At 72.1% G+C, this 12156-nt stretch carries 11 protein-coding genes; 5 read left to right on the top strand and 6 right to left on the bottom strand.

Annotated features, from left to right (window positions below; genetic code table 11):
- Positions 1–55: 55 nt before the first annotated feature.
- On the top strand, positions 56–781 hold the full coding sequence (locus KME80_RS29055; protein WP_219509561.1) for an Rv1486c family protein: 726 nt from the start codon (positions 56–58) through the stop codon (positions 779–781).
- On the opposite strand, the gene KME80_RS29050 is transcribed toward KME80_RS29055, so the two are convergent.
- Both KME80_RS29050 and KME80_RS29045 read right to left on the bottom strand, forming a co-directional pair.
- Positions 782–1399 carry a response regulator gene (locus KME80_RS29050; RefSeq protein WP_219509560.1) on the bottom strand — a complete coding sequence of 206 codons (618 nt, stop codon included), beginning with the start codon at positions 1397–1399 and terminating at the stop codon, positions 782–784. It abuts the gene before it with no gap.
- On the bottom strand, positions 1396–2511 hold the full coding sequence (locus KME80_RS29045) for a GAF domain-containing sensor histidine kinase (protein WP_308125972.1): 1116 nt from the start codon (positions 2509–2511) through the stop codon (positions 1396–1398). The genes KME80_RS29050 and KME80_RS29045 overlap by 4 nt, the downstream gene beginning before the upstream one ends.
- A gap of 93 nt (positions 2512–2604) precedes the next feature.
- Here KME80_RS29045 and KME80_RS29040 point away from each other — a divergent pair, with 93 nt between their 5' ends.
- From KME80_RS29040 to serB, 3 genes are read left to right on the top strand one after another with little or no spacing between them, the layout of a single operon-like run.
- Positions 2605–3261 carry an SDR family oxidoreductase gene (locus KME80_RS29040; RefSeq protein WP_219509558.1) on the top strand — a complete coding sequence of 219 codons (657 nt, stop codon included), beginning with the start codon at positions 2605–2607 and terminating at the stop codon, positions 3259–3261.
- Positions 3258–4268: an S-adenosylmethionine:tRNA ribosyltransferase-isomerase gene (locus KME80_RS29035; protein WP_219509557.1), complete on the top strand. Its 1011-nt coding sequence runs from the start codon at positions 3258–3260 to the stop codon at positions 4266–4268. The genes KME80_RS29040 and KME80_RS29035 overlap by 4 nt, the downstream gene beginning before the upstream one ends.
- Before the next feature lie 51 nt (positions 4269–4319).
- Complete coding sequence (gene serB, locus KME80_RS29030; RefSeq protein ID WP_219509556.1) at positions 4320–5555, top strand: phosphoserine phosphatase SerB; 1236 nt, start codon at positions 4320–4322, stop codon at positions 5553–5555.
- Here the strand turns inward: serB and KME80_RS29025 are convergent.
- The 4 genes from KME80_RS29025 to KME80_RS29010 all read right to left on the bottom strand — a co-directional run bounded on the left by KME80_RS29025 (position 5527) and on the right by KME80_RS29010 (position 10896).
- A complete protein-coding gene (locus KME80_RS29025; RefSeq protein ID WP_219509555.1) occupies positions 5527–6003 on the bottom strand; it encodes a SixA phosphatase family protein in 477 nt (158 codons plus the stop codon). The genes serB and KME80_RS29025 overlap by 29 nt on opposite strands.
- Positions 6004–6338: 335 nt before the next feature.
- Positions 6339–8624 carry a sodium-translocating pyrophosphatase gene (locus KME80_RS29020; RefSeq protein ID WP_219509554.1) on the bottom strand — a complete coding sequence of 762 codons (2286 nt, stop codon included), beginning with the start codon at positions 8622–8624 and terminating at the stop codon, positions 6339–6341.
- A gap of 1492 nt (positions 8625–10116) precedes the next feature.
- Positions 10117–10545 (bottom strand): ATP-binding protein, encoded by a 429-nt coding sequence (locus KME80_RS29015; protein ID WP_219509553.1) that lies wholly within the window; start codon positions 10543–10545, stop codon positions 10117–10119.
- Complete coding sequence (locus KME80_RS29010; protein ID WP_020542579.1) at positions 10546–10896, bottom strand: STAS domain-containing protein; 351 nt, start codon at positions 10894–10896, stop codon at positions 10546–10548.
- A 168-nt stretch (positions 10897–11064) separates the two neighbouring features.
- Between KME80_RS29010 and KME80_RS29005 the strand changes: the two genes are divergently transcribed.
- Positions 11065–12156, top strand: a 1092-nt coding sequence (locus KME80_RS29005) for a DEAD/DEAH box helicase (protein WP_504739726.1), incomplete at its 3' end; no start/stop codon positions are given.

Below are 12156 nucleotides of genomic sequence, written 5' to 3'. Positions count from 1 at the left end.
CCAGGAGTGACCCTTGGGACAAACCTATTGCAGGGCGAGCGCTTATCGTGGATCGGTGCACCCTGAATCGCCTGTCTGTGCCGCGCTCGTCGCCTGGGGGAACGCCTGGCTCGCCGGTCATGTCGGTCTTGACGAGGCCGTCGACCACGTCGAAGCCGTCGGCGGGCCCACCGTCGCCGGCGAGGTGCCGCTGCGCCGCTACCTGGCAAACCTGCGTGCCGACCGGCTCGCCGAGCTCCGCCTGGCGCTCCCGGCGCCCGGCGACCCGCTCGGGCTGTCCGGGCCGCCGTCGTTCAACTCCGCCGCGGTCGACGCCGGGCAGGCCGTCATCGCGGTGCTGCCCGACCGGTGTCTCGGCCTGGTCCCGTCGCTCGATCTGCGCGGGTCGTCCTATGTCGGCGTACGGCTGGACGTACAGGAAACCGGGCCCGCCCGGCAGGACCTGCCGTCGGTGGCCGAGGCGGAGCGGGAGCTGTCGGAGGCCATGCGGTCGGCCACGCAGGCGCTCACGTCCGTCGGCGGGCCCGCGCAGAGCCGCCCCGAGCACGTCGGGCAGGGCGGCGAGCTCGCCCCCGGCTATCCGGGGCGCGCCCACCGCGTGTCGGCGCTCGCCACGCGGCTCGGCGCGGTGCTGCGGCTGGCCGAGGAGCGCGGGCTCACCGCGGGCCAGCTCGCCGACGCCGGGGCCGCCCTGCGCGAGCTGGACCGCGCCGTGCGCCGCGCCGTCGTGGCCGCGCACCACGCGATCTTCGAGCCGGTCAGGAACGAGCAGGGACGCTGATCAGGTCAGGCCGTGCCGGACCGCGTAGAGCGCGGCCTGGGTCCGGTCCTGCACCCCCAGCTTCATCAGCACGTTCGACACGTGCGTCTTGACCGTCTTCTCCGCGACCGCCAGGCTGCGGGCGATCTCCCGGTTGGACCGGCCCGCCGCGATCAGCGCCAGCACCTCCCGCTCGCGCTCGGTCAGCGGCACCGACGTGGGCACGCCCGAGCCGCCGCCGTTGAGCATCGCCTCCGCCGCCTCCGGCGCCAGCAGCACCTGGCCCTCGTGCACGGCGCGCACGGCCTGCACGAGTGCGGTCGGGTCGACGTCCTTGTAGAGGAACCCCGACGCGCCCGCGCGCATCGCCGGCCCCACGTCGGACCGGTCGCTCACCGAGGTCAGCACCAGTACCCGGGTCGCCGAGCCGGTCAGCCTGCCGAGCGCGCCGAGGCCGTCGAGCACCGGCATCCTCAGGTCGAGCAGCAGCACGTCGGGCGCGAGCTCGCCGACCAGGGCGACGGCCTGCTCCCCGTCGGCCGCCTCGCCCACCACCGTGATGTCGTCCTGCAGGTCGAGGAAGGTGCGCAGGCCCTGCCGCACCACCGGATGGTCGTCGGCGATCAGCACCCGGATCACACGTCCACCTCCACGCGTACGGTCGTCCCACGGCCAGGGGCGGACTCGACGCTCATCCGCCCGCCCACCGACTCGGCCCTGTCACGCATCGACACCAGGCCGAGCCCCCGGGTCTCGCCGTGCTCGAAGCCGCTGCCGTTGTCGTGCACGGTCAGCACCAGCCTGCCGCCCTCGTGCGACAGCTTGGCGGCCACCTCGGAGGCGCCGGAGTGCCTGAGCGCGTTGTGCAGCGCCTCCTGCGCCACCCGCAGCACCACCACCTCCGACTCCGAGCCCAGCGGCGGCACCTCGGCGCACTCGTAGCTGACCGAGGCCGGGTGCAGCCGGTCGAGCATGCGCACGTGCTTGCGCAACGTCTCCGACAGCCCGTGCCGGTCGAGCTCCGCCGGACGCAGCTCCACGATCACCGCGCGCAGCTCCGCCAGCGCCTCGCCGGCCAGGCGCTGCACCCGCTCCAGCTCGGCGGCGGCCTTGTCCGGCGCGCTCTCCACCAGCGCGGCGGCGGCCTGCGCGGTGAGCCGGAGCGAGAACAGCTTCTGCGTGACGGCGTCGTGCAGCTCGCGCGCCATCCGGTTGCGCTCCTCCAGCATGGCCAGCTCGCGGCCCCGCTCGTACAGCCGCGCGTTGGTCAGCGCGATGGCGGCGTGCGCGGCGAACAGCGTCAGCAGCTCCTGGTCGGCCTGGGTGAAACCGCCGGGCGTGCGCTTGTTGGCCAGGAAGATGATGCCGAGCGTCTGGCGGCCGTCGAGGATGGGGACCCCGAGGAAGTCCTTCATCACCGGATGCGCCTTCGGCCAGTATTCGAACCGCTCGTCCTCGCGCAGGTCGGGCAGCCGGACCGGGACCCCGTCGCGGAGCATCGCGCCGAGCATGCCATGCTGGCGGGGCAGCGGGCCGATCGCGTCCCACTGCTTGTCGGTGATGCCCTCGGCGACGAACTCGGCGAACGAGCCGTCGTCATCGGGCACGCCGAGAGCCGCGTAGCGGGCGTCCAGCAGCCGCTGCGCCGAGCGCACGATGACCTGCAGCACCTCCCGCACCGACAGGTGCCGGGTGACCGCGAGCACGGCGGAGCTCACCGCCTGCAGGATCTCGTCTCGGTCCGCCGTCACGCGGTCCACTCTAAGGTCCTAGGACGAAGTGCCCAGCCGCGGGCGGGGCCAGCGACCGATGTGCCCGCGTCCGCCGGTTCCTACCGTCGAGTCATGACGAACACCGCACTCATCACCGGCGCCTCCCGCGGTCTCGGCCTCGCCCTGGCCAGGTCCCTGGCGGGCGCCGGCTGGAACCTCGTGCTCACCGCCAGAGGAGCGGCCGACCTCGACCGGGCCGCCGCCGAGCTGGGCGCCACCGCGCTGCCCGGCGACGTGCGCGATCCCGCCCACGTCGCCCGCCTCGCGGCGGCCGTACCCGAGCTGGACCTGCTGGTCAACAACGCCAGCGGGCTCGGCGCGACCCCGCTGCCGTCGCTGGCCGCGTATCCGCTGGCCGAGTTCAGGGAGCTGCTGGAGACGAACGTGACCGCGCCCCTGGCGCTCGTCCAGGCCACGCTGCCCGCGCTGCGCGCCCGGCGCGGCGCCGTCGTGAACGTCTCCTCCGACGCCGCCACCGGCGCCTACCCGGGCTGGGGCGGCTACGGCGCCACGAAGGCCGCGCTCGACCAGCTCTCCAACGTGCTCGCCGCCGAGGAGCCCGGCCTGGCCGTCTGGTGGGTCGACCCCGGCGAGATGAACACCCGCATGCTGGCCGACGCCGTGGGCGCCGACGAGGCCGCCGCCGCGGGCGACCCCGCCAAGGTCGCCGCCACGCTGCACGACCTGATCAGGACCCGGCCCGCGAGCGGCAGGGTGAGCCTGCAATGAGCACGGCACTCGACTTCGCGCTCCCGCCCGCGCTGTCCGCCCACGAGCCGCCCGAGGCGCGCGGGCTGACCAGGGACGGGGTGCGGCTGCTGGTCTCCCCCGGCGCGGGCGAGCCCCTGCACCGGCGCTTCACCGACCTGCCCGGCCTGCTCTCTCCCGGCGACCTGATCGTGGTCAACAACTCCGCGACCCTGCCGGCCGCCGTCCGGCTGGACCGGCTCGCGGTGCACTTCTCCACCGCCCGCGACGACGGCACCTGGCTGGTCGAGCTGCGCCGCCGTACGTCCACCGCGTCGGAGCCGTACCTGGGCGGCGAGGCAGGCGAGTGGCTGCCGCTGCCGGGACGCGCCACGCTGCGGCTGCTCGGCCGGGAGACGCCGCGCCTGTGGCGGGCCTCCCTCGACCGCGACGTGCCCGCCTACCTGCGCGAGCACGGCGCCCCCATCCGCTACTCGTACGTGGAGCGCGACTGGCCGCTGGACGCCTACCAGACCGTGTTCGCGACCGTGCCGGGCAGCGCCGAGATGCCCAGCGCCGGGCGGCCGTTCTCCGCCGAGCTGGTGACCGCGCTGGTGGCCGGCGGCATCGGCATCGCGCCCATCACCCTGCACACCGGCGTGGCCTCACCCGAGAAGGACGAGCCCCCGTACGCCGAGCGCTACGAGGTGCCCGAGTCCACCGCCCGGCTGGTCAACCTGGCCAGGCGGAGCGGCGGCCGGGTGGTGGCGGCGGGCACGACCGTGGTGCGCGCGCTGGAGACCGCCGCGGGCGCCGACGGGCGGGTGTCGGCCTCGACCGGCTGGACCACCCGCGTCGTCACGCCCGACGACGGCGTCCGCGCGGTCACCGGGCTGATCACCGGCCTGCACGAGCCGCGCTCCAGCCACCTGCAGATGCTCACCGCCATCGCCGGCGAGGAGCCGCTCAGGCGGGCCTACGAGGCGGCGATACGGGAGCGGTACCTGTGGCACGAGTTCGGCGACACCCACCTGATCCTCTCGGCATAGGAGGGCACCTGGTACGCGAGCACACGAACGGGCGCAGTACCGTGGCTGAATGTGGACCAGCGCACCCTCCTGATCACATTTACCGGCCCTGACCGCCCGGGCGTTACTTCGAGACTTTTCTCCGTCCTGTCTGGTTTTCCGGTGACCGTGGCCGACATCGAGCAGGTCGTCATCCGCGGCAGGCTCACCCTCGGCGTGCTCGTCGCCTACGCCGGCGGCCCCTCCACCGGCACCGGCACCACGCTCGGCGCCATGTGGACCGCCGTCGAGCAGATCGCCGAGGACCTCGGCATGGAGGTCGAGCTCTCCACCGGCTCCACGGCCAAGGAACAGCGCCGCCGCGGCCGGCTGTCGGTCAGCGTCCTCGGCCCCACCCTCCAGCCCGCCGCCATCGCCGGCATCGCCGGGCGCATCGCCGCCGCCGGCGCCAACATCGACCGCATCGAACGCCTCGCCCAGTGGCCCGTCACCTGCATCGAGCTGTCCGTCTCCGGCGCCAACCCCGACGCCCTGCGCATCGAGCTCGCCGCCGAGGCCGCCCTCCAGCAGGTCGACGTCGCCGTGCAGCGCACCGGGCTGTCCCGGCGGGCCAAGCGGCTCATCGTGATGGACGTCGACTCCACCCTCATCCAGGGTGAGGTCATCGAGCTGCTCGCCGCCCACGCCGGCTGCCTCGACGAGGTCGCCCGCGTCACTGAGGAGGCCATGCGCGGCGAACTCGACTTCGCCGAATCGCTGCGCCGCCGCGTCGCCCTCCTCGAAGGGCTGCCCGCCGAGGTGTTCGAGCAGGTGCGCAAGGAAGTCGTGCTCACCCCCGGCGCCCGCACCCTCGTCCGCACCCTCAAGCGGCTCGACTACCGCTTCGCCATCGTCAGCGGCGGCTTCACCCAGATCACCGACGCGCTCGTCGACGACCTCGGCATCGACTACTCCGCCGCCAACGTGCTCGAAGTCGTCGACGGCAAGCTCACCGGCCGCGTCGTCGGCGAGATCGTCGACCGCCCCGGCAAGGCCAGGGCCCTGGAGCGGTTCGCCAAGGAGGCCGGGCTGCCCATCAGCCAGACCGTCGCCATCGGCGACGGCGCCAACGACCTCGACATGATCGCCACCGCCGGGCTCGGCGTCGCCTTCAACGCCAAACCCGTCGTCCGGCAGGCCGCCGACACCGCCGTCAACACGCCCTACCTCGACTCCATCCTCTACCTGCTCGGCATCTCCCGGGACGAGGTCGAGGCCGCCGACGCCGAGGACGCGCTGCTCACGGCTCCTTGGGGTCCCACAGCGTGACCAGGCGGCCGCCGCCCGGCCACAGCTCCGCCCACGCCGACTCCACCTCCATCACCGCGAACGCCCCCGGCCGGAAGCCGAAATCGCCGCCCGTGAGCTGCATCGCCAGATCCAGGGCGCCCGGATTGTGCCCGCACAGCACCACCGTCCGGCGCTCCGGATCCGCCCTGCGCACGATCTCCAGCAGCTCCTCCGGCCAGGCGCCGTAGACGTCCCGCTGGTAGTCGACCTCGACGCCCGGGAAGGCCAGCTCCGCGGTGCGCGTGGTGCGCCGGCTCGGCGAGCAGATCACCAGGTCGGGCTCCAGGCCCAGCGCCCTGATCTCCGCCCCCGCCCGCACCGCGTCACGCTCGCCCCGCTCCGTCAGCGGCCGCTCCCGGTCCGGGACGCCGGCGTCCTGGGCGGCCTTGGCGTGCCGCAGCACGATCAACGTACGCGGCCCCGTCATCTCGACGCCCACACGGCCAGCCCTACGAGCACCGCCAGGATCGCCAGCATCGCGAGCAGGATGATGGCCAGCGTCTTCCCGCCGTTGGGCGGCTTCTCGTCCATCCGCCCAGTTTCCCACCGGGGCCGCCCGCCCGGCGAACACCCCTCCCGGATGACCACGGCCGCACCGTAACGCCCGGGGGGATCGCGGACGGGTCAGGAGGGGGCGGGGCCGGTCGGGAGGCTACGGGGCGGGGCGCTCACAGGCCGGTCGGGAGGCTACGGGGAGTGCTCACCGGGGCAGGCACTGCGAACGCCCGCCCCCAGGCTCGGGAGCGGGCGTTCGCGGGCGGGTCAGGAGGCCACGGGCTCCTGCTCGCGGTGGTTGTCGTTGTTGGCCGGCTCGGCGTTCACCGAGCGGCGCTTGGAGACGATGATGGCCACGACCACCACGCCCACGGCCACCACGGTCATCCCGATGCGCAGCATCGCGTTGTCCGCGTACAGCACCACGGCCGGCGCGACCAGGAGCGCCACCAGGTTCATCACCTTGATCAGCGGGTTGATGGCCGGACCGGCGGTGTCCTTGAACGGGTCGCCGACGGTGTCGCCGATGACCGTGGCCGCGTGGGCCTCGGACCCCTTGCCGCCGTGGTGACCGTCCTCGACGAGCTTCTTGGCGTTGTCCCAGGCGCCGCCCGAGTTGGACAGGAACACCGCCATGAGCGTGCCGCACGCGATGGCACCGGCGAGGAACGCGCCCAGCGGCGCGTAACCCATCGCGAAGCCGACCGCGATCGGCGTCATGACCGCCAGCAGGCCGGGCGTGGCCAGCTCGCGCAGCGAGTCGCGGGTGCAGATGTCGACGACGCGCCCGTACTCGGGCTTCACGCTGCCGTCCATGATGCCCGGGTTGTTGCGGAACTGGTCGCGTACCTCGAAGACCACGCGCATCGCGGCCCGGCCGACGGCCGAGATCGCCAGTCCGGAGAACAGGAACACCACCGCGGCGCCGATGATGAGGCCCACCAGCACGTTCGGCGCGTCGATGCCCAGGTTGAACACGGCGCCCTGCGGCAGCTCGCTCTCCACTGCCGTCCGGAACGCCCCGAACAGCGCGGTGGCCGCGAGCACCGCCGTGGCGATCGCGATGCCCTTGGTGATGGCCTTGGTGGTGTTGCCGACCGCGTCGAGGCTGGTGAGGACGCGGGCGCCCTCGCCCTCGACGTCGCCGGACATCTCGGCGATGCCCTGCGCGTTGTCGGAGACCGGGCCGAAGGTGTCCATGGAGACGATGACGCCGACGGTGGTCAGCAGCCCGGTGCCGGCGAGCGCGACGGCGAACAGCGCGACCGTCACGTTGCCGAACCCGAGCAGGAACGCGCCGTAGACCGCGCCGCCGATGATCAGCGCCGAGTAGACGGCCGATTCCAGGCCGACGCTGATGCCGGCCAGGATGACGGTCGCCGGGCCGGTCGCCGAGCTCTCGCCGATCTCGCGCACCGGGCGGCGGTTGGTCTCGGTGAAGTAGCCGGTGAGCAGCTGGATGGCGCTGGCCAGGACCAGTCCGATGAGCACCGCGCCGATGGCGATGATCCGCGGGTCGGCGTCGGACTGCACCTGCGCGCCGCTCAGGCCGCTGAAGCTGCTGGGCAGGTACCAGAACGCGGCGGCGGCGACCAGCACCGCCGAGATCGCCGCGGAGATGAAGAAGCTGCGGTTGATCGCGGCCATGCCGTTGCGGTCGCGGTCGCGCATGCGGGTGACGAAGATGCCGATGATCGCGGTGAGCACGCCGATCATCGGGACGATCAGCGGGAAGATCAGCCCTTCCTCGCCGAAGGCCACCCGGCCCAGGATGAGGCTCGCGACGAGCATGACGGCGTAGGACTCGAACAGGTCGGCCGCCATGCCGGCGCAGTCGCCGACGTTGTCGCCCACGTTGTCGGCGATGGTCGCGGCGTTGCGCGGGTCGTCCTCAGGGATGCCCTGCTCGACCTTGCCGACCAGGTCGGCGCCCACGTCGGCGGCCTTGGTGAAGATGCCGCCGCCGACACGCATGAACATCGCGAGCAGCGCGGCGCCGAAGCCGAAGCCTTCGAGCACGCCCGGCGCGTTGCCCTGGTAGAAGAAGACGACGACGGCCGCGCCCAGCAGGCCGAGGCCCACCGTGAACATGCCGGCCACGCCTCCGGTGCGGAACGCGATGCGCATCGCGCGCTTCTCGCCCGATTCGCGGGCGGCCGCGGCGACGCGCACGTTGCCGCGCACGGCCAGCCACATGCCCATGAACCCGGTCAGCGCGGAGAAAACCGCCCCGACCACGAAGAAGATCGAGCGGCCGACACGTACGTCGGTCTCGCCCGGAAGCAGCAGCAACAGGAAGGGGATCACGACGACGAAGATCGCCAGCGTACGGAACTGCCGCGTCAGGTATGCGGCTGCCCCTTCCTGCACGGCACGGGCGATGTTCTGCATGCGCTCCGTGCCCTGGTCAGCGGCCAGCACCTCGCGCACCAGACCGCCGGCGACGGCTAGCGCGATCAGCGCGACCGCGGCGACCACGATCACAATGGTGAGATTGCTCGAACTCAGGGCCAGATTGGACGCTGGCTCCAGTGCCAGCAGATGGCTTGACATCGTTCTCCTCGGCAAGACCGGTCGTCCTGCCCGGGCGGTGCTGCAATATCGGCGGGCGGTGCGGCACCATCCGGGTTGTGGGTGCCGCTTCCGGTTGAATCCGCAGTGTGCGCCGGATCACCTTGGCCGGTGCCGGGAGTCTACGCAGGGGATTCGCAGATATGAAGGCTCTGAGGGCGGGCATTTGCGCGCCTGTCCAGTAAGCCCCAGACAGGACGGCGATTCGCGAAGTAGAAGATGATATTTCCGGCACTTTACGGGCGTGACTACTGCGAGAAAAGTGCTGACCGAAAATGCCGCCCGGGCGTTTCGCCGATCTTCCCCATTGCCGGGCCCGAGCCACGTCGCAGCCCCGCGCCGCTCATCGGCCACCGGTCAGAGGCGGGTGCACTGGCGGTGGCAGCTCCAGGTTCGCCCGAAGGCCTCCAGAAGCTCGTACGTGCACGCACCGCCCCCGGACCGCGCAACTGCCCTCAACCGGCCGCACGGACGCTTCTGACGGCCCTACAGCGCCCCCGACGCCCCGTCGAGCCGGCGAAGACCAGGCGCCGAGCTCTCACCCAGCGGCCCTGAGCCCCCAAACCCTCCCACATCGGCCCCAAGGGCTCCGCACCATCCCCCAGCACCCCCACCGATCGCCCAAGCCCTCGGCTGATGACCCCGCCGGCCACCTCGCACGCCGAACCCATCGGCCGTCTCGCTTGGCCCCCCACCGGCCGTCCCACAAGCTGACCCCGCCGCCACCTCGCATGGCCACCCCGGCCGTCTCGTAGGCCGACCCCGCCAGCCACCTCGCATGGCCACCCCCGGCCGTCTCGCAGGCCGACCCCGCCAGCCACCTCGCATGGCCACCCCCGGCCGTCTCGCAGGCCGACCCCGCCAGCCACCTCGCGTGGCCACCCCACCGGCTGCCCAGTCCGGGCGGCGGGCTAGCCACAACGCCCGTTCACTCGCTTCGCGGGTGTCACGCCCCTGCGGCAGCCTCCTGCGCCCGTCCCCGTTCACCGCCTTCGCCGGATCGGCACGGAGCCCGCCTTCGCCTCTCCCCTGCGGTTCGCGGCGGCCCCGACCGCATGGCACCCGTACCGACGCTCCTGCACACAGCCCCACGCTTACGGCGGGCCGGGGGCCGAAGGCCGGGGCCGGGGGGAGCCGAAGGCCGGGGCCGGGGGCCGGGGAGCCCGAGGGCATCGGGGCAGGATGGCCGGGGGCATCGGACGCCCACGCACCGCCTGCCTGGCTCCGTCACCCCGTACATCGCGCCGTACATCACAGGCGGGACCGTACGCCGCTCAGGCCGGGCGGAGGGCGGAGGGCGCGGGAGAGCACCCCGCCCATCCCCACGCGGGAGAGGGCCGAGGGACGGCCTCAAGTGCCACGGGAGGCCGGCAAGCACGGCGATGCGATCCAGGCAGACATGGGGGCCAGGCTGGAATCGATGAACGCCCTGCCCCTCCCTCGCGTTGGGGGTGCGCGGGAGGGGGGTGGGTGGTCAGCCGGTTCGGCCGTTGGCCACGGCGGGCCAGCTCATGCGGATGCGCATGCCCTTGGGGCTGGGGAAGACCTCGACGTCGTCCGCCAGGCCCGCGATGACCGCGATGCCGAAGCCGGACATGAACGAGTCGGAGAGCATGCCCAGATCGAGGGGTTGTTCCTGTTTGATCTCGTCGCTGGGCGCCTGGTCGCTGACCGTGACCTCGAAACGCCCGGAATCGTCTCGGAGCTCGATGCGGATGGGCTCGCCCGGGCAGTGGACGCGATGCGCCTCGACCGCCCGGGAACACGCCTCACCCACGGCGAGCCTGACTTCGTCCAGCAGGGACTCCTCCACGCCGGTGCGCCGGGCTATCGCGGTCGCGACCAGCCGGGCGGTCCGCACATGCGCGGGAAGAGCGCTGAACGTCAGCTCGACAGTGGCCATCTACTTGTCTTTGCCGTGAGCTTCCTTGGCCTCGTCGACCGAAGCGTAGATCCCGAAGACCTTGGTCAGACCGGTGATCCGGAAGATCTTGAGGATGCGCTCCTGGGTGCACACCAGCTCAAGGGAGCCGTCGTGGGCGCGGACTCGCTTGAGCCCGCCGACCAGGACGCCAAGACCGGTCGAGTCGAGGAAGTCGACCTTCTCCATGTTGACGAGAAGGTGGAAGTTGCCCTTGTTCACCAGGTCGATGAGAAGCTCACGCAATCTCGGCGCCGTGTAGACATCGATCTCACCCTCGACCTCGACGATGGTGAGTCGGTCCTCGTTGTGGTGATCCAACTTCAGATCCACAGATCCTCCAGCGCCTCGCCTGCGAAAGTACTCTTGCGGGCCTGGCAGTCTGGAGCGGGGCTCCCGACTGTCGGACCCTGACGCGCGGCATTCAACCACGCGTCTGGCTTGTGTCTATACGAAATCACGATTCCCGGCGACTTTGCCCACGGACGCAGACTGGAAACAGTGACTTCCTCCGCTTCCTCCCCACACCGAACGGGTCCACTCCTCCAACACCTGCTCGGAGTTCCCGCACGTCATGAGCGTGTCACCCATGTGGAGCATGTTCCAGCACGTCAAGCGGGTCAAGTGGGATGGCCGAAATGGGCGCCGGAAGTCCTGGTTACGCGCTTGGCGAACCGGGGCGTGGCGGGGCTCTGGTCACATCAGTACGAAGCAGCCGACCTGGCTCACCGTGGCCTAAACGTGATCATCTCCACAGGAACGGCGTCCGGGAAGTCGCTCGCGTACCTCACCCCGGCGGTCGCCTCATGTCTCGACGGCGGCACCGTCCTCTATCTCACGCCGACCAAGGCGCTGGCCGCCGACCAACTCCGCAGTCTCCGCGACCTGCACATCACCCAGGTGCGCGCGGCCTGCTTCGACGGCGACACGCCGTTCGAGGAACGTACGTGGGTGCGCAAGCACGCCAACTACGTCCTGACCAATCCCGACATGCTGCACCGGAGCATCCTGCCCCGGCATGCGCAGTGGTCGTCGTTCTTCCGGCGGCTGCGGCTCGTGGTCGTCGACGAGTGCCACGGCTACAGGGGCGTGTTCGGCTCCCACGTCGCGCAGATCCTGCGCCGCCTGCGCCGCATCGCGGCCCGCTACGGCAGCCGCCCGGCGTTCCTGCTCGCCTCGGCCACGGCCAGCGAGCCGGGAACGTTCGCCAAGCGGCTCACGGGGCTCGACATGGCCGAGGTGACCGAGGACGGCTCGCCGAAGGGCGCGACCACCATCGCGCTGTGGGAGCCGCCTCTGACGGAACTGCGCGGCGAGGGCGGCGCCCCCGTCCGCCGCACCGCCACGGCCGAGGCCGCGGACCTGCTGGCGGACCTGGTCCTCGCCGACGTCCGCACCCTCGCCTTCGTCCGTTCGCGACGCGGCGCCGAAACGGTCGCCCTCACGGCCCGCGCCAAACTCGCCGACGTAGCCTTCTCCCTCTCCGCCACCCACCCCCACCTCGCCACCAGCCCCGGCACCCCTAACACCGCCGCCCACACCGGACCTGAGCCCACCCCCGCCAACGACCCCGCCCCCAACCTCGATCCCACC

Source organism: Nonomuraea ceibae, assembly GCF_019396325.1.
GTDB lineage: Bacteria > Actinomycetota > Actinomycetes > Streptosporangiales > Streptosporangiaceae > Nonomuraea > Nonomuraea ceibae.
This window is presented reverse-complemented; position numbering and strand designations above follow the sequence as displayed.